Consider the following 18,424-nt stretch of genomic DNA (forward strand, 5'->3'; position numbering starts at 1 on the left):
AATAGCCAACAATTTTGTGTAAAAAAATATGATTTCTTAAGGGTATGTGCAACTTGTATATTAAAAAAATATTAGCATTGTTATTAATGTTTGGCCTTTCTGTGTTGTATGCAGAAAAAATTAAGACCATCCAATACGATGGACTTCAATATATGTCGCCGATGCTTGCAGGTGAGGTTACAGAGATTCAAGAAGGCGATACACTTGAATCTGCTAAATTAGATAAGGCTATTCTTGCTCTTTATAATCAGGGTTATTTCAAAGACATCTATGCTACTTTTGATGGGGGGGTGTTGATTTTTCATTTCACAGAAAAGCCCCGTGTAGCTAGTATTGAAATTAAAGGCTATGGAACTGAACAAGAAAAAGAAACTCTCTATACCCAAATGGGCATAAAAAAGGGTGATACTTTTGATGATCAAAAGCTAGAAAAGGCCAAAAATATTCTCAAAACAATTTTAGAATATCAAGGTTACTATGGAACCGTCATAGAAACAGATATTGCTCCTGTAGCCTCAAGCGGGGCTTATTCAATCATAATGAATGTCAATCGAGGGGATAATATTCTCATAAAAAAAGCTACTTATGAGGGTAGAGAAAAACTCAAAATCAAGGATCTAGAATCACTTAGTGCAAACAAACAGAGGGATTTTATGGGTTGGATGTGGGGACTAAATGATGGGAAACTTCACCTAAATGATCTGGAGTATGACAGTCTTAGAATTCAGGATGTATACATGCGACACGGATTTTTAGATGCCAATGTTAGTTCTCCTTTTTTAGATGCGAATTTTTCTAACTACAGTGCAAGTCTATACTATAAAATTATCGAAGGCACACAATACAAAGTCTCTGAGATAGAAATCACTATAGATAACGAAGTGGTGCCTATAAAGCAACTATTAAAAGCTATCAAAGTAAAAAAAGGCGAAATCTTCAATATCGAAAATCTAAGGGCTGATACTCAAATCCTGAAGAGAAAAATTGCTGATAAAGGATATGCTTTCGCCCTAGTCAAGCCTGATTTAGATAAAAATGAAACTGATGGAGAGGTCAAAGTCCTCTACCATATTCAAGTAGGAGATAAAGTCCATATCGGTGATGTTCTTATCTCTGGAAACACACGAACTAGCGATAGAATTATCAGACGTGAAATACTCCTAGCACCTGGTGATGAATACAGCCTTAGCAAGGTGAATGATTCTGAGAATGCACTACGAAGACTTGGTTTTTTTGATAATGTAAAAATTGAAGAAAGACGTGTCAGTGCTGACTCTATGGATTTACTAGTAAATGTACAGGAAGGACGCACTGGACAACTTCAGTTTGGATTAGGGTATGGAAGCTATGGAGGTTTGATGATAAATGGCTCTGTGAGTGAGCGAAATCTCTTCGGCACAGGTCAAAGCGGAAGCATTTACGCCAACATCGCCACAGGTACAGGCTCTACTTACACCAATCCTTATGGTGGAACTAGCAATGGACGTCAGTTCTCTGGGAATATCTCTTTATCTAATCCTAGAATCTTTGATAGCAAATACAGTGCTTCAGAAAATCTATATGCAAACTACTATGTCAATTATCAGTATATTGAACAATCTGGAGGATTTGGAGTTACTGCAGGAAGGCTACTCACCAACACATTGCGTGTGAGTTTAGGTTATGATGTGAATGTGACTAAAACCTATGATTTTTCATCTGCAGCTTATGAAAGATTCTATGCTTCAAAAGATCAAATAGTCGCTCATGATACTGAAGGAAATCCCATTTATGGTATTTGGGATAAGGATTATCATATTCCAATTGCAAGTTCCATCACTCCAAGCATTAGCTTTGATAATACCGATGATTATTATTTTCCAAAAAATGGCATCATCGCTTCAGCTTATGCTCAGTTTAATGGTGTAGGCGGGAACGTAAGAAATACAAAAATATATGCAAAATTTGCCGCTTATTATCATCTTAAAAAAATTATACCTATTGATCTTATAGCTAGATACAAGGCACAAGGTGGGTATATCTTCCGCTACACTCCTCAAGATTTTCTTGCCATCAATAATACCTTCTACATGGGTGGTGTCAGCACCATCAGAGGTTTCCAAAGCAGTTCAGTATCTCCACGAGATCCATCTGGCTTGTGGGTAGGAGGGGATGGATTATTTACCAACTCCGTCGAGCTGAGTTATGGGGTACTAGAAGCGGCAAAAATGCGAATATCAGCGTATTTTGACTATGGATTTATAACTTATAAGGGATACGATCAAGCACCTGGCATCGCTGATTTTCAAAACTACGGCATACCTGGAAAAGGAAGAGAGCAACTAGAGTGGAGAGCTGCTACTGGACTCGCACTAGAGTGGGTTTCTCCGATGGGTCCTATCGTGCTTGTTTTTCCAATAAAAATATTCAATAAACAAGATGGGGACTATACTTCAAACTTTGAATTCACAATGGGAACGAGATTTTAAAGGATAAAATATGGAACGAATATCCAATGAACAGATACTTGATTTGATGAAAAATGCTTCTTTAAAGGACTTAGGGGAGATGGCAAATCATAAAAAACAAGAACTTCATCCTGATAAAATCACTACTTTTATTGTGGATAGAAATATAAACTACACTAATATTTGCTGGGTGGATTGCAAATTTTGTGCTTTCAAAAGACGTTTGAATGAAGAAGGACAATATATCCTCAGCTTTGAAGAAATTGATCAGAAAATAGATGAGCTCATCGCTATTGGAGGTACGCAAATTCTATTTCAAGGTGGCGTACATCCAAAGCTCAAAATTGACTATTACGAGGATTTAGTTTCTCATATAGCAAAAAAATATCCCGATATTACCATTCATGGTTTTTCAGCTATTGAGATTAATTACATCGCTCAAATCTCTAAACTCAGTATTCCTGAAGTATTAAGTCGTCTCAAAGTCGCTGGACTTAGCTCAATACCTGGTGCTGGTGCTGAGATACTTAGTGATAGAGTGCGAGATATTATTGCTCCAAAAAAACTAGATTCTGATGAATGGATAGAGGTGCATAGACAAGCCCATAAGCTTGAGATAAAAAGTACAGCGACGATGATGTTTGGAAGTGTGGATACAGATGAAGATGTAGTAGAACACCTAGATAGAGTACGCAAACTCCAAGATGAAACAGGTGGATTCAGGGCATTCATACTTTGGAGCTTTCAACCTCATAATACTCCACTTCAAAAAGAACTCCCTCACATCAAAAAAGCTTCTAGCAATCGATATTTAAGATTATTAGCTTGTGCTAGAATTTATTTGGATAACATCAAGAATATCCAAAGTTCGTGGGTCACTCAAGGATCTCATATTGGACAACTTGCACTGCTTTTTGGAGCCAATGATTTAGGTAGCACAATGATGGAAGAAAATGTAGTTGCCGCAGCAGGAGCAAGTCATTCAATGAATGAAGATGAGATGATAAAACTCATTAGAGATGTTGGAGAATACCCTGCTAAAAGAAATACTGCTTATGAAATTCTCAAAAGGTATTGAATGAAAAATCTAGCTCTTGTTTTATTATTATTTTTAGGAGTTCAAATGAATGCAAGTACGCCAAAAGACGCTGTTAAGTTTTATGAAATAAAAAATGTCAAAATCCCTGTGGTCTATGAAGAATCTAGCCTACTCCCTACAGGATTTGTTCAGCTTGTATTTTTGGGGGGTGGAAATATCAACGATGGAGATAAAATTGGTCTATCAAAAATAGCATCAAACCTACTTAATGAAGGTACAAAAGAACTTGGAGCAACTAAATTTGCTGATCTTTTAGAACAAAAAGCTATCAATCTGAATGTTAAAACTGGACTAGAAACACTGAATTTTGAACTTGATTATCTCAAAGATCAGCAAAATACTGCTATCAAATTAATGAGTGATCTGATAAAATCTCCAAATCTCACAGAGGGTGCTCTTAAAAAAGTTCAAACTCAGATCACCTCAGCACTCCTAAACAAACAAAATGATTTTGATTATATTGCTAGTGTCAATCTTTCAAGTCTTTTATTCAAAAATACACCTTTGGCGAACCCCGCACTAGGAACCCTTAAAGGTATTCAAAATATTTCTTTAAATGATGTTAAAAAATATCTCCAAGAAAATCTCACACTAAAAAGACTTATCATCATCTTAGGAGGCGATATCAACACTGATAAAACCCTCTCGCTCTTAAAACCTCTCTTAGAAACTCTAGAAATAGGTCAAGAGACAAAAATTCATCATTATGAAGCCAACAGCACACCTCAAGAAAAAATCACCTACAAAGACACGCAACAAGCTTATGTGTACTTTGGTTCTCCTTTTAAACTCAAGGATTTAAAATCTGAAAGCTATAAGGCAAAAGTAATGAGTTTTATATTGGGTTCTAGTGGCTTTGGATCTAGATTAATGGAAGAAATCAGAGTTAAAAGAGGACTAGCATATTCAGCATATTTGAGGGTTTCTACAAGCAATATAGTGAATTATACAACAGGATATTTACAAACCAAACTGGAAAATCAAAAAGAAAGTGTTGAGTTAGTAAAAAAAGTAGTGGATGAGTTTGTTAAAAAAGGAGTCACTCAAGAAGAACTTGATAGTGCAAAAAACTTTCTTTTAGGTTCTGAACCACTTAGAAATGAAACGCTTTCACAGCGACTTTACACAAAATTCTTTAATTTCTATTTGGGATTACCACTTGATTTTGACAAGCAACAACTTGAACAAATAAAAAATCTCACACTAGAAGATCTTAATAACTATATCAAGTCTCACACAGAAATCAAAAATCTTACCTTCTCTATCGTGACTCAAAAAAGTCAAAAGGATAAAAAATGAGTAGTTTTGAGACTATTATTGGACTTGAAGTTCACGTACAGCTAAACACAAATACAAAAATTTTCTGCTCGTGTGCAACAAGTTTTGGAGAGGCTCCTAATAGTAATGTTTGCCCTACTTGTTTGGGACTTCCAGGTGCTTTGCCAGTTTTAAATCGTGAAGTGGTAAAAAAGGCAATTCAGTTTGGAACTGCCATCAACGCACAAATCAACCAAAATTCAATTTTTGCTAGAAAAAATTATTTTTATCCTGATTTGCCTAAAGCCTATCAAATATCACAATTTGATATTCCCATCGTCGGAAAAGGAAATATAGAAATAGAAGTTAATGGTCAAAAGCGAAATATTGGGGTGACAAGAGCACATATGGAAGAAGATGCGGGAAAAAATATTCATGAAGACGAATACTCCAAAGTGGATCTCAATCGTGCTTGTACGCCACTTTTAGAGATAGTTTCTGAACCTGATATGCGTGATAGTGATGAGGCCATAGCCTATCTAAAAAAACTTCATTCCATCGTACGTTTTATTGGAATCTCTGATGCAAATATGCAAGAAGGTAGTTTTAGATGTGATGCGAATGTCTCTATCAGACCCAAAGGTGACTCCAAGCTTTACACAAGAGTAGAAATAAAAAACCTAAATAGCTTTAAATTCATTCAAAAAGCCATCGAATATGAAGTGCAACGTCAAATTCAAGCTTGGGAAGAAGGGAGATACAAAGAAGAAGTTCGACAAGAGACAAGGTTATTTGATACTCAAAAAGGCATCACAAGATCAATGCGCGGAAAAGAAGAATCAGCAGATTATCGGTATTTTCCAGACCCTGATCTCTTGCCTGTGTATATTGATGAAGAACTATTCAAAGAAGGCAGGATGATAGCAGAGCTTCCAGATGAGAAAAAATCCCGCTATATTCGTGAGCTTAATATCAAAGAAAGCGACGCAGAAGTTCTTACAAGCGATCTAGAGATGGCAACTTATTTTGAAAAGATGCTAGAAAAAGGAGCAAGTGTAAAAGGAAGCATCACTTGGCTGAGCGTGGAGTTACTAGGACGTCTAAAAGGTGAAGTTAGCCTTCATAATTGTGGTATTACCTCATCTATGCTTAGTTTATTAGTAAAGCGAATTGATGAAGGTAAAATCAGTGGCAAAAGTGCAAAAGAAATATTAGATGTGTTGGTAGAACAAAAAGGTGGGGATATTGATAAACTCATAGATTCTCTAGGATTAGAACAAATCAATGATGATGACTCTATAATACAAATAATTGACACAGTACTTCAAGCCAACCCTGAAAAAGTCGCTGAATACAAAAGCGGGAAAGACAAACTAATCGGATTTTTTGTCGGTCAAGTAATGAAAAATTCCAAAGGATTCAATCCTGGGCGTGTGAATGAACTATTGAAGAAAAAACTGAGCTAAATGTGGCCATCCTTCAATCATTTTTTATTTTTATATTGGCTTGTTTTTTTGAAGTGGGCGGGGGATATTTGATATGGCTAACACTCAAAGAAGATAAACCTATTTGGGTTGGTGCCATAGGCGGGATAGGACTAGTCATTTATGGCATAGTAGCAACACTTCAAGTACAGGGTTTTGGAAGGATCTATGCTGCTTATGGGGGAGTGTTCATTGCATTTTCACTCATATGGGCATTTTATTTTGATGGCTTCAAACCTGATAAATATGATATTATTGGTGGATGCATCACCCTTATTGGGGCAGGGATTATGATGTATGCACCAAGAAATATTCACTAATTTATTCACAAAACTGCACTATTTAAATTCCACATTGGCGTGAGTATTCCTAATGCGAACCACAAAACCAGAAACCCAACAAAAATACTCATAATGGGCTCTAGCCATCTGTTAAAACGCTCTAGATTCTGAGAGTATAAATTTTTATAATGTATGGAAGAAATTTGTAACATTCTTTCTAAATTCCCGCTTTTTTCTCCTGAAATAATCAGCCCTCTACTCATAACATCAAGTATTTCAATCTTACAAAGAGCATTGCTAAGATTTTCTCCTTTTTCAATCCAAGCACTCACTTCTTGAAATTTTGCCTTTAAAAATTCATTCTTTAATGACAAATATGCGTTTTTTAAAGATAGTTTGATTTCAAGTCCAGCTTTTTCGCAAAAATAAAATGCCAAAAAATAACGATGCAAATCCCTATATAAAAATATCTTTCCAAAAATTGGTAGTTTCAAAAAATATCGATGAAATTTTTCTCTGAAAATTTTTGATTTTTGGGGAATCTGTTTCATAACAGAACCAACAAATATCAATGATATGAGGATAAAAATACCCCATTGTGAAAAAAAATTACCACTAAAAATGAGAGCTTTTGTAAGAAATGGTAACTCAATAGACATTTCTTCAAAAAGCCTTGTGAATTCAGGTAAAACTTTAGCATTTAAAAAGCCAAAAGCCAAAATGGTGCATATAAAAACCATACAAGGATAAAAAAATTTCTTTTTGAATTCTGCTGATTCCTCTTGCTTTTGCTCTATCTCTTTTGCGAGAAGTTCAAAAATCTCTGGGAGACTAGCACTGTTCTCTCCTACTTCTATCATAGCAACTCTCAAGTGTCCAACAATTGAAACAAATTTTGAAAATGAGGCACTCAAAGAATTACCCTGCAATAAAGATTTAAGAATATCTTGATACATTGATTTGATTTTTGGATGAACACAACTTGTGATGCATTGCTGAAAAATCTCATCAATAGCAATAGCACTACCAAGCATAAAAGAGATTTGTCTAAAACTTAGCAAAAGTTCGTGTTCATAAGGGAAAAATGATTGAATAGAAAAAGACTCTATAGGAATAATATCAACGGGCGTTATCCCCAAAATTTCTGCTTTATCGTAGGCCTCTTGGGGATTTTTTGCTTCCATAGTTTTATAAATATGCTTAGAATTTTTGATTCCTGATAATTTAAATTTCATCACATTTTTGCCAAACGATAAATTTCTTCAAGACTGATAACACCTTTCATAGCCTTGCTTACCCCATCATCAAAAAGTGTCTTGAAATCACTATTTTTGAGATAAGAATAAAATTCTAAGTGATTCTTAGCAATCATCTCTCTTAACTTAGGAGTAATCTCTAGGACTTCCATCACCGCTTCTCTGCCCAAAAACCCCTGCATATTGCAATCTTGACAACCATTGGCAAAAAAGAATTCTTCAGATAGTTTGATATTTTTTGAAGGAATATCAAGGATTTGTTTTGAGGATTTTTTGCATTTAGGACAAAGTTTTCTTGCGAGTCTTTGAGAAATAACGCCAACAAGACTTGAACTAAGCAAATACGGCTCCACTCCCATATTAATTAATCTATCAATCGTGCTCACACTATCATTGGTATGAATTGTAGATAAAACTAAATGCCCAGTTAATGAAGCCTGCATAGCAAGTTGTAGGGTTTCTTGATCTCGAATCTCCCCGACCATAATAATATCAGGATCTTGACGTAAAATCGCCCTGAGTGCCTCTGAAAATCCAAACCCATAATCGGGATTGATCTGGATTTGAGTTGCAAGATTGATTTGATACTCAATAGGATCTTCAATGGTGATGAGTTTTTTATCATTTGATTTCAGTGCCTCCAACATGGCATATAAAGTGGTGCTTTTCCCACTTCCAGTTGGTCCAGCTATGAGAATAATCCCATAAGGAACTTGCAATATTTTTTCTATTAATTCAAGGTTATTTGATGTGAGATTGAGTTTATCTAAACTAATTGTATCTGTTCGTCTATCAAGTATTCGCATCACGATACTTTCACCATATTGTGTGGGCATACAAGATACCCTAAAATCATAATTCACACCGCTTATTAAAAGAGTATAACGACCATCTTGGGGAAGGCGTTTTTCACTAATATCAAGTTTGGATTCAAGCTTGATTTTATTACATAATAATTCAAAGAATTCAAAATCAATTCGAGCAATTTCTTTAATTTTCCCATCTTGACGTATTTTAAAACTCCCATAATCAGCTTTGGATTCTAGGTGTATATCACTAGCTTTTTGAGAAATAGCGGTTTTTAAAATCAGGATATACAGATTATAAATCCCATCTTCTTGGTGATTGTTGTGAATTTGATGATAAATCTGTTCTTGTATTTTTAAGTTCTCTAAACTCACATAAAAATCCTTTAAGCTTGTGAGTGCAAACTCAATCTCGCAAGAAGGATACTTGTTTTTAATAAGCTCTTGAAGCAATTGGATATTTTTGGTATTAAATGGCTCTAAAGTAACCAGGGTTATCTTTTTAGAGCCAATACAATGAACAAATGTTTTAAGTTTTGAAGCAATATGATAAGGGATAAGCAAACAACACTTTTCATCGCTTATATGATTTTGCAATGTCACAAATCTCATATTTGAAAGGTTTAATATCTCTTCATAACACTCTGGAAATTCTATCAGTGCCTCTTCAAAAGACTTTTCATAGGTACGAATATAATCAAAAAGTATTTTTGATTTTTTATCCAAGCCATATTCACTTTCTAAAATTTTTTGAGTAGCCAAAAAATCTTCAAAAGCTTTTCTCATTGACTTCCTTTGCAAAATAATTCCTGACTTGATCCATCAAATATTGAGCTTTTTTTATCTCCTCATCAGTTCCTATTTTTTTCAAACTTTTTGTGTAGATCTCCCAACTTTTAATGTCTTTTGGATCAATTTGATTTGCCCTATATGACCAAATAATAGCGTCTTTATAAGATTGTTTTTCATAGTAGGATTGTGCAATATCAATAGCGTGAGCATAACTCAGAGTGCCCTGAAGTTTTGAGATATAAAATTTTGGTTTTTCCATCAATGGTAATATACCCTTTGATGAGCTTGAATATAGCTCTTCAAGTATGCTAAGAGATTGTGATAATTGTGCTATTTTCGAATTTTTTTCTTCAGAAACTTTTTCATATGCTTGAAGATAACCTTCATTGACCCCCTTTTTATAACCAGTGCAATAGACATCATAAGCAATAAGACCTATTTCCACTACAATAAGCACAAATGCAATGAGTCTAATCAGCCCTATTTTTCTATATATGGAATCCACCTTAGTCAAAAATGTATGTATTTTATAATGAAATATGGACTTCATTTTTTATCCTCTTGTAAAAAATCATACCCTAAGTCTTTCATATTTGGAGGGATAGAAGTAATGATTCTTGGAGTAATAATAATGATCATTTCTTGTGTTTGTTTGAGTTGCTTTTTATAAGAAAAAAGATATTTCAATATAGGTATTGAACCTAAAATAGGTACCTTTTTCTCAATCTTAGAATGAGTTTTGTGGATAAGTCCTCCAAGTATCACCTTTTGATTATTTTTGAGCTTTACAATTGAAGAAAGCTGATTGGTAGATAGATTTGGGGGTGATTTCAAGGCATTGGGCTCATTTTCTATCATTGAATCTTTTGTGCTTGTAATAGAAGGATTGATTTTTAAAATAACATAGTCTTTGGAAATAGATGGCGTCACATCAAGCAACACGCCCGAAAAAACTGTTGGAAATTGTTCGCCTGTATTTTGAACCACAGCAGTATTGGTGCTATTTTGATAAACCAAATTTTGAGAATACCGAAGCACATTTCCCACAGAAATAATTGCAGGTTGATTATTAATGGTCAGAACTTTTGGATTTGAGACAGAGCTGACCTTCCCGTATGTATTGAGAAACTGTAAAATTTTTCCTACGCTGAGATCTTGTGGAAAAATATTAATACCATAAGCAAATCCATCTTGAGTAAAAGAGAGAAGTCTATCCCCTTCTGATTTAATCCCTAAATTGTATATTTCTGCCCAATTCACTCCGGCTGTGTCAATATCATTATGCGAAAGGGTCAAAATATTGACATCGATGAGAACCTGAGCTTGAATCTTCTCATTAAGCGATTTGATATATTCACTTACCCGTTTGATTTGAGAAGGAGTAGCTGTGATGGTAACCAATCCTGCACCTTTATTGACAATAATAGATTTCTTCTGATTTTTGCTAGGTTGATTTGTATCAACGGAACGATAAGTGATTGCAAAAAGCTCATTTTCTAACTCTCCCCAAAAATTTAATTCATCAATAGAATATATTTTAGTCCCACTCCTACCGATATTGAGTTTTCTTTGATCTGTACCTATAGAGAGTGCCTTTTGATGAGTATCATCCTGAAAATCTGTATTACCATAAAATTGATTTTGATATAAATTCTGGGTATCTTGGGAAAAAATGACATCCGTATTGCTAGAACCCACCCTAGAAGTGGCAACATAATCAATGTGAAAGGTTTTGGTAATAAATCTTTGAAATTTAATATATCCATCTTTAATCTCATATGCCACATCCACACTATCAGAGAGAATATTCAAAAGTGATTCTAATTTTTGAGATCTTAGGTTGAGCATCAGTTTTTGATCTTTTAGAAGATTTTTAACTTCAGAATCCGCATAAATAACGCTAAATGAACATTCATCTGCAACTTCATTAATCACCTCTTGAGCAGATACATCTTGATGCGTGGAAAGGGTAAATTCTTTATTGTCACACAAATCAAAAGCATTTAAAAATGAAAATAAAAAACATAAAAATATGAAGATTCTTTTCATCATCTCTCCTCAGTCAGTAGGATTTTTATTGACATTGAATGATATTTTAGGCTGTGAATGGCTTTTTGTTTTTATGACATTTTGTTTTTGAGTGCTAATATGAAGAGTCAAAGTATTATTAGATTTCTTCAATATCACCTTATCATTTTCTATTTTAAATATTTGATATTTTGAAAAATATTCGCCCTTCTTATACCATTTTCCATTTATCTTTGCTTTTTGGTTCAATATCATTTCTAACATCATCTTTTGTGGCAAATTTGGATGAAAAAAATTCTGTATTTTTTGTGGGGGAATAACAATAACAGGAAGAGAGATCTCTTTAGCTAAAAGGGCAAAAGCACCGATAAAGAATACAACAAAAACACTTCTTAAAAATTCCACAGCGAAGTCCCTAAATTTAGTAAATGTAATGTGCAATCAATATTTTTAGAATTGGGTTTGAGTTGGAGATCTTGTATGAAGACAAAATGATTCTCTTCAATGAGGCGAATGAATTCAACAACATCCTCAAATGCTCCATTTAGAGTGAATGCAATATTTTTATCCTCCAATAAAATATCAGAAACAACATCTAATTTCAAATCTTGTGCAAATTTTGTGATGATACTAAGAACATCGTAGTCATTTTTTGAAACTTGCTTGAATACAAAAAGATTTTTTTGTAAGGTTTGAGTCTTATCAAAAATATCTTCTTGAGAACTCTTTGGAGATATGCTTTTGAATTGCTTTACATTCTGGGATAAAATGAACTTTGTCTGCTCGTAGATATTCATTTTTTGATTCAAAAAATCAGTTGTGGGTGGAATAATATATACATATAAGATAAAAAACACTACTCCAATAATGCTCATCAAAATCAAATACCGTTCTTTTTTTGTTCGCTCATTTAAAAACATATCTGAGTATTTTAAAAATCTATAGAACATTTGAAATCCAAATAATCTTTGTAGCGAAATTTTGATCTGTCTTAAAAATACCATTACTAAAAACTTTTTCATTTTGAACAATTGGTTTAGAGCCCACAGAAATCAATGGAGTTTTGCTAAAATCCTGCATAAATTGAATGAGATTTTGTTCTGATTCACTCACAATGTCAAGTTCTAAAACCTGCATATTTTCAAAAACATCACTTGCAAAATAAAAATTATTTACAAAAATATCCTTTCCTTTTAGACGTTTTGCTATCTCTGCAATTATTTGATAACGGGATATATAAGAGGTTTGTATTTTTTGTAGCGAATGGAGATGATTTTGTAGCTGATTTTGTGTCCTTGTTTCCTCAAAAACAGCTGCGCTATTCTTGCTAGAATCATTAATCAATGCGAGTATTTCATCATTTTGAAACTGGAGAGCTTTAATGTGATGATTGATATAAAATCCATAACCTATCTTACCTATTGGCAATATCAACATCAAAGCAATCACACAAGCTATCTTCAGCAACATTGAAAATGTTTTACTTTTCTTAAAACAAGCATCATGTGCTACTTGCAAAATCGGTAAATCATGATTTTTTTGTTTTTGGAAGTAATCCAAACAAAGAAACCCCAAAGGATTAGGGTTTTTAAGTAAATCTGCCAAAGGACATACCTGGATATCTACATTCAAAGGAACATTATTAGCACTATAAATAATTGAAAGCTTCCTTGAATAAACCGTTTGAATATAATGCAATGCCCTATTAATATCGTCTTGATGGCCGATAAAGACTTGGTAAGCAAGATTACCTAGATGATAAAAAACAAGACAATCCTCAAATAAAAATAAACCTGATTCTCTATACTGATCTTCTAAAGCCATAGGCAAAAAAATATCAGGAATATACACGCTCACATTCATTTCATGCTTGTTTAAATTGTCCTTGAGGACAGGGAGTGAATGCGCCGCTTCTTGAGTCTTTGCATAAATATGATAAATAAATTCTGAAGATTTATCCTCTATGATATAACTAAAAATATAGCTTTTTTGAGCCTGAAAAAAACCTTCTTGGATACACCTAGCATATAGATAATCTGCTATATTTGTTTTCTGAGATAGTTCAGACTTTTTTATATTTAACTGATATTTTGAAAGATCTCTAGCCCTTATAGTTGTAATAAGAATGTCATTTTTAGAGATTTTCACAGGATTTAAGTTTGTATCAAAAAATGAATGAGTTTCTTTTTCTAGATAAATAATATTACTTTTTCTATTCATAGAAATCATTATAATAACACCTTATATTCAATTCAAGTCAATATTATTTCAAATTTTTACTTAAAAATATATATAATTTTTATACTTTTATTCTCTTTTTTGATCTTCTTGCAATGGTAGATAGATCCTTGTTAGAGATCTTTGAATCTGTGATGTGCGGAGATTGAGAGCTTGTATATAAATATGTATTTCATAACCATCATTTATTCTAAAAATATTGTACCCACCTTGATATTGGGCATCAAATAAAAATTCATCATTATTGCATCGCTCAAAATCCAATGCCTGCAAACACAATTTTGCCATTTCTAAAATACTTTTGGTATATAAAGAAGATTGATATTTTAAATGAGTGTTGCTCATCATATCTATTCCTAAACCTTGAGTCCTTAAAGAAGCCGTAGAAATATAGGCAACTGCAAGTAAGACTATCAAGGCATAATAAAGACCTTGAGCTTTACGATTTTTTAAAAGATACTTTGGATGCAAAGGAGTATGAAACAAATTTTAACCTTTAAATATTTAACAATCGAATCAATCTATACCTACACAAAGGTTTTTTACTTATCACTGTGCATAATTTAATCTTAAATCCATCATGCGTTTGAAAGATCTCAAAATCACTTAATTGATCAAGCATTAAAAATCCATCAAAATATAAAGAATTGGCATTCAAAATGATTGTATGCAAATTCTTATTAGAAGGTCTTTGAGTGCTTTTCAAAGAAAAATTTGAATCACCAAAAGAACTACTCCAAGAAATAAAATTCTTTCCATATGTGATAGAATCTTTTGATGCCTCTAGAAGATATGCTTGCAATGAATCAAGGGTATTATTCATCTGCAAGTCGATACTCAAAATTCTAGAATACCTTATATTGTCTTTTTGAATATGCAAAAGCATTCTTGCACTCAAGGACAAAACCACTCCTAAAACTACAATCCCAATTATGAGCTCCATCAAAATAAATCCATTTTGAATTCTTTTAGAAAATTTATTGCTGAACATTGTTTCTTTGATCTAAAATAATATCGGGAGAAAAATACCTATAGCCGACCATATCATCGGGAGTTTGAATTAAAAATCCACTATAAATGTGTCCATTTTTTGACTCTATAGAAAAGTTGCTAGTATTTGTTTTTAAAAGAATAGTTTTTTCCATCAAGTCCTGTGCTTGATATATGGTGGATTGATTAAAAATATTATCTCTCAACCTTTGTTCATAGATCTTATAAAATAAATTAAATCCCAACCCCAAAACAACAATAGCCATCAATAACTCAATGGCAACATAACCCCTATGGATGCTTAGCACCAAAAAATTCTTTTTCTAAGATGATATTTTTACTCACGCCATCTTGCTCATATGAAATCTCCAAACTCACACGCCACCTACCCTCTAAAATCTGTTTGGAATCTTTTGATAGCTTCAGATTAAAATCTTTACTAACACAATTATTTCTATCGCAGTTTAGCATCCCTATATCCATCCTCTCTTTAGCATAATAGCGTTGCAGAAAAACGATGGTTTTTATATTTGAAATAAGATGAGACGAATCTTTACCTGAAGATTTTGATGATATTTTTGGAATAAAATCGACATAAATTTTATTAGGTGCATCAATAAATAATTCGGGTTTTTCATTTTTTTTCTCATCAGAAAGCCTTGAACCATTTCCTTTGATTTCATAATTCATTAAAGGCTGATTTTGAGGTTCAGGAAGAGGTTTTTTATTCACACTCATATAAATAGAATACTGAGCCTGAAATTCCCTAGTATCTTTGATAATTGGATTAATATCTTTTTCCACTTGTTGATAGTTTTTTCCACCATAAGCAATCTCTTCAAGATCAGGATGCCCTGAAGATAAAACCACAAGTCTTATGAGTAAAACTACACCAATGACAATAATTGCCAAAATACCAAATGGCCATAGATTGAACTTCTTTTTCATCTCTTTCCTCTACAGATCAATTTTATTTATTCAACTCAAATACTCAACGTTGTTTCTTTTTGTTTGGAAAAAAATAAACCCATGCAAACAGACCAATCAGGACAATCAACATTGCCCATATGATATAATATACCACTTCTCGAGACTTATCTTTTGGAAAATTTTGATCAAAATCTACATTGTAGCTATCACTGATTTTATCTGCAATGATTGAATACACATTCAAAATAGCAGCAGAAATACGATTAGGGGTAAATTCTGATTCTTTTTTAGGATCAGGCAATAGAGGTGCCATATAATCGAAAAACATTCTTTCAGTATCAAAAATATTTTTAGCATCATCGCTTAGAACAATATCAACTTTTTTAGATTTAGCAAAAAAAAATATGACACTATAAGGGGGTGTGATCTTAAAAAGGATACTTTTTTCATAAGCGATCCTACCATCTTTGGTAGGAAGATCTAAACTATCAACTATATCCACATAGAGAGAAAATCCAGTCTTATGCTTTATTTGAGTAGAAAGTTTATTGACAAAATCAACCGATTTTGGGATAAAAAGACCTGTTTGATTATCTAATACAAAAACCTCCCCCATCAAAGGCAAAAAAAGAAAACAAACAAGCCAAAAGAATTTCACCCGTTTATACCAAAAATAAAAATAAATTTGGAATAAAAGGAATGATAATTGTCATAATAATTGTTAAAACAATAAAAAAAGCTAAGATTTTTTCAAGTCCTGTAAATTTCATCATCCACTCCTTAGTGCTCTGCTTTGTAATGATATGCATTGTCTTTGCTTTTCATCTTGATGTTAGCCTGATTATCAATTTTATAATAATTGGTCGCCTGAGATTTTTGAATACTTACTGCTGCAAAACCAAATCCAACGGCCAAACCAACAACCAAAAGAACAGCAACTATATACCCCAATAATCCGTTGATTCCAAATAGTCCATTCATCATTCACTCCTTACTCATCGCTCAAAGGTTGCAAAGAACCTATATAAGCAGAAATTGCTTTTATTTGCGTGTCAGTAAAATTCCTATAAGCAAAAGATGGCATTTCACCTATATTGCCTTTTTTACCGTGCTCTAAGACATTTTTTACAAAATCAAAGGTACCATATTTTCTCAAATCAGCTGCCATACCATCGTTACCGGCACCATCATTTCCATGACAACTCGCACACATAGAGTCAAAAGCTTGTTTGCCTTTTTTGATTTCATCTTGAAGAACTGATCTTTTATTAGAATCTTTCACATCATTGATATTTTTCTTTTTATCAGAAAGAACATTCATCACATAAACAGCAATAGCTTTGGAATCCTCTTTACTAATAGCTCCTTCAAAAGGAGGCATATCAATGGGATAACCTAATCCAGAACTACCATGCTCAATAGTATAAATAATACCTTCCTCTTTTCCCCATCGGTGTAAATTCTGAGCTTTTCCATCCATACCTTCAGCATCAATACCATGACATTGTGAGCATTGAACCAAGAAAATACCTTCACCCATTTGTATGAGATCTGTGTTATCTAGGTTTTGCCATTTTTGCTCAAATTTTTTGTTATGGGTATCCACTTGTTGATTATAATCCCCAATCTGGGAGTAAGAATCTAGAGGGTAACCTACAAACATATACCAAAAACCCCAAAAAATCAATCCCAAAAAACAGATTGCATAGCCGATGGGAATATTGTTTTTAAACTCTGCAATCCCATCCCATTTGTGATCTGTAAGCTCCCCATCAGCTTTTGAGTCACGCATTTTCTTTATCAATAAACCAGCAATAAATATGGTCAATACTAAAATGACTATTGCAGCAATTAATGAAAATAAATTCACATTATCGCTTAACCATCCCATAACGTCTCCTTCAATTGTTTATTTGTTTTCCCTTGGCTCTATGATCTCATCATCCAAGTTATCTTTTAGTGCCAAATCTGCATATCTCTCATAATCCACGATACCTTTTTTTTGCTTCATATACATGCTGACGATATACGCATACAAAAATACCACAAGCAGAACGGTTACTACAAAATAAGCAATCGCTCTTATTGATTCAAGAGATTCTAGATTCATTATATTTCCTTTATTTCTTTATCCTGGACTGACCAAGACTGTTGAGGTAGGCTATGAGTGCAACAATTTGCTTGACTTCGCCCTTTTTATAAGCTTCTTTGACCGCTTGATTTTTCATATGATTTACAATATCACCTGCTTCTTTTAAAAACTCCTCTTTGGCCTGAGTGATATTTCCTAGAGGAACACCATTCTCGGTATCGTAAGGAACTCCAAAAAGAACCTTTTGCGTATAAGCCTCTGCATAAGCTGTATCAAAATCCACATCTTTCGCGAAAAGATGATGATATGCAGGCATAATAGAACCAGGAACTACGCTTGTGGGCTCCAACATATGATTTTCATGCCAATCTGTAGTTCTGCTATCGCCAACCCTATGTAAATCAGGCCCTGTTCGCTTAGATCCCCATAAAAAAGGTCTATCATAGGCATATTCTCCACTAAGACTATAAGCTCCATATCTATCAGTTTCTGACTGGAAGGGTCTAATGAGTTGTGAATGACAGTTATAGCAACCCTCAGCGATATAAACTTGTCTGCCAGCAGTTTGCAATACAGTATAAGGCTGTAAGCCCTCTATAGGTCTTGAAGATTTCATAAAATCGGGTAAAATCTCCACCAACCCTGCTATTGAAAATACAATCAAAAACGCTACGGTAAAAAAGAATGGATTTTTTTCTAACCAACTAAACATAAATATTTACCC

At 33.5% G+C, this 18,424-nt stretch carries 21 protein-coding genes; 5 read left to right on the top strand and 16 right to left on the bottom strand.

The annotated features are described in order from the left end of the window. The first annotated feature begins 86 nt into the window (after nt 1–86). From bamA to BKH42_RS00975, 5 genes are read left to right on the top strand one after another with little or no spacing between them, the layout of a single operon-like run. Nucleotides 87–2,468, top strand: a complete 2,382-nt coding sequence (gene bamA, locus BKH42_RS00955; RefSeq protein WP_257874220.1) for an outer membrane protein assembly factor BamA — start codon at nt 87–89, stop codon at nt 2,466–2,468. Nucleotides 2,469–2,478: 10 nt separating this feature from the next. Further along, complete coding sequence (locus BKH42_RS00960; protein ID WP_095293845.1) at nt 2,479–3,525, top strand: dehypoxanthine futalosine cyclase; 1,047 nt, start codon at nt 2,479–2,481, stop codon at nt 3,523–3,525. After that, the gene (locus tag BKH42_RS00965) at nt 3,526–4,845 is read left to right on the top strand and encodes a pitrilysin family protein (protein WP_095293847.1); all 1,320 of its coding nucleotides are present in this window, start codon (nt 3,526–3,528) and stop codon (nt 4,843–4,845) included. After that, nucleotides 4,842–6,269, top strand: coding sequence for an Asp-tRNA(Asn)/Glu-tRNA(Gln) amidotransferase subunit GatB (gene gatB, locus BKH42_RS00970; RefSeq protein WP_095293849.1), 1,428 nt, complete (start codon nt 4,842–4,844; stop codon nt 6,267–6,269). Before BKH42_RS00965 ends, gatB begins: the two co-directional genes overlap by 4 nt. 2 nt (nt 6,270–6,271) lie before the next feature. After that, nucleotides 6,272–6,607: a YnfA family protein gene (locus tag BKH42_RS00975; RefSeq protein WP_095293851.1), complete on the top strand. Its 336-nt coding sequence runs from the start codon at nt 6,272–6,274 to the stop codon at nt 6,605–6,607. 5 nt (nt 6,608–6,612) lie between these two features. Here the strand turns inward: BKH42_RS00975 and BKH42_RS00980 are convergent, their stop codons facing one another. From BKH42_RS00980 to ccoO, 16 genes are all read right to left on the bottom strand, one after another. Then, a complete protein-coding gene (locus BKH42_RS00980; RefSeq protein WP_095293853.1) occupies nt 6,613–7,803 on the bottom strand; it encodes a type II secretion system F family protein in 1,191 nt (396 codons plus the stop codon). Continuing rightward, a complete protein-coding gene (locus tag BKH42_RS00985; protein WP_095293855.1) occupies nt 7,803–9,416 on the bottom strand; it encodes a GspE/PulE family protein in 1,614 nt (537 codons plus the stop codon). The genes BKH42_RS00980 and BKH42_RS00985 overlap by 1 nt, the downstream gene beginning before the upstream one ends. After that, nucleotides 9,400–9,972: a hypothetical protein gene (locus BKH42_RS00990; protein WP_095293857.1), complete on the bottom strand. Its 573-nt coding sequence runs from the start codon at nt 9,970–9,972 to the stop codon at nt 9,400–9,402. The genes BKH42_RS00985 and BKH42_RS00990 overlap by 17 nt, the downstream gene beginning before the upstream one ends. Then, nucleotides 9,969–11,471 carry a pilus (MSHA type) biogenesis protein MshL gene (mshL, locus tag BKH42_RS00995; protein WP_180673864.1) on the bottom strand — a complete coding sequence of 501 codons (1,503 nt, stop codon included), beginning with the start codon at nt 11,469–11,471 and terminating at the stop codon, nt 9,969–9,971. The genes BKH42_RS00990 and mshL overlap by 4 nt, the downstream gene beginning before the upstream one ends. Nucleotides 11,472–11,480: 9 nt before the next feature. Beyond that, the gene (locus BKH42_RS01000; RefSeq protein ID WP_095293862.1) at nt 11,481–11,855 is read right to left on the bottom strand and encodes a hypothetical protein; all 375 of its coding nucleotides are present in this window, start codon (nt 11,853–11,855) and stop codon (nt 11,481–11,483) included. Continuing rightward, nucleotides 11,843–12,400, bottom strand: coding sequence for a hypothetical protein (locus BKH42_RS01005; protein WP_095293864.1), 558 nt, complete (start codon nt 12,398–12,400; stop codon nt 11,843–11,845). Before BKH42_RS01005 ends, BKH42_RS01000 begins: the two co-directional genes overlap by 13 nt. Beyond that, the gene (locus BKH42_RS01010) at nt 12,390–13,670 is read right to left on the bottom strand and encodes a hypothetical protein (protein ID WP_143428541.1); all 1,281 of its coding nucleotides are present in this window, start codon (nt 13,668–13,670) and stop codon (nt 12,390–12,392) included. Before BKH42_RS01010 ends, BKH42_RS01005 begins: the two co-directional genes overlap by 11 nt. A gap of 87 nt (nt 13,671–13,757) precedes the next feature. Beyond that, nucleotides 13,758–14,174 carry a hypothetical protein gene (locus tag BKH42_RS01015; protein ID WP_095293868.1) on the bottom strand — a complete coding sequence of 139 codons (417 nt, stop codon included), beginning with the start codon at nt 14,172–14,174 and terminating at the stop codon, nt 13,758–13,760. A gap of 10 nt (nt 14,175–14,184) precedes the next feature. Further along, nucleotides 14,185–14,631, bottom strand: coding sequence for a hypothetical protein (locus tag BKH42_RS01020; RefSeq protein WP_143428542.1), 447 nt, complete (start codon nt 14,629–14,631; stop codon nt 14,185–14,187). A gap of 34 nt (nt 14,632–14,665) precedes the next feature. After that, nucleotides 14,666–14,986, bottom strand: a complete 321-nt coding sequence (locus BKH42_RS01025) for a hypothetical protein (RefSeq protein ID WP_143428543.1) — start codon at nt 14,984–14,986, stop codon at nt 14,666–14,668. Then, nucleotides 14,970–15,626, bottom strand: a complete 657-nt coding sequence (locus BKH42_RS01030) for a hypothetical protein (protein ID WP_095293874.1) — start codon at nt 15,624–15,626, stop codon at nt 14,970–14,972. Before BKH42_RS01030 ends, BKH42_RS01025 begins: the two co-directional genes overlap by 17 nt. A gap of 43 nt (nt 15,627–15,669) precedes the next feature. Further along, nucleotides 15,670–16,266, bottom strand: coding sequence for a hypothetical protein (locus BKH42_RS01035; protein WP_095293876.1), 597 nt, complete (start codon nt 16,264–16,266; stop codon nt 15,670–15,672). A 122-nt stretch (nt 16,267–16,388) separates the two neighbouring features. Beyond that, entirely contained in the window at nt 16,389–16,589 is a 201-nt protein-coding gene (locus BKH42_RS01040) for a DUF4006 family protein (protein ID WP_095293878.1), read from the bottom strand. Nucleotides 16,590–16,599: 10 nt separating this feature from the next. Beyond that, entirely contained in the window at nt 16,600–17,499 is a 900-nt protein-coding gene (gene ccoP, locus BKH42_RS01045; protein ID WP_095293880.1) for a cytochrome-c oxidase, cbb3-type subunit III, read from the bottom strand. A gap of 18 nt (nt 17,500–17,517) precedes the next feature. After that, nucleotides 17,518–17,718, bottom strand: coding sequence for a cytochrome c oxidase, cbb3-type, CcoQ subunit (locus BKH42_RS01050; protein WP_095293882.1), 201 nt, complete (start codon nt 17,716–17,718; stop codon nt 17,518–17,520). A 10-nt stretch (nt 17,719–17,728) separates the two neighbouring features. Continuing rightward, nucleotides 17,729–18,412 carry a cytochrome-c oxidase, cbb3-type subunit II gene (ccoO, locus tag BKH42_RS01055; protein ID WP_095293884.1) on the bottom strand — a complete coding sequence of 228 codons (684 nt, stop codon included), beginning with the start codon at nt 18,410–18,412 and terminating at the stop codon, nt 17,729–17,731. Nucleotides 18,413–18,424 lie beyond the last annotated feature (12 nt).

The organism is Helicobacter sp. 13S00482-2 (assembly GCF_002272795.1).
In the GTDB taxonomy this organism is placed as follows: domain Bacteria; phylum Campylobacterota; class Campylobacteria; order Campylobacterales; family Helicobacteraceae; genus Helicobacter_J.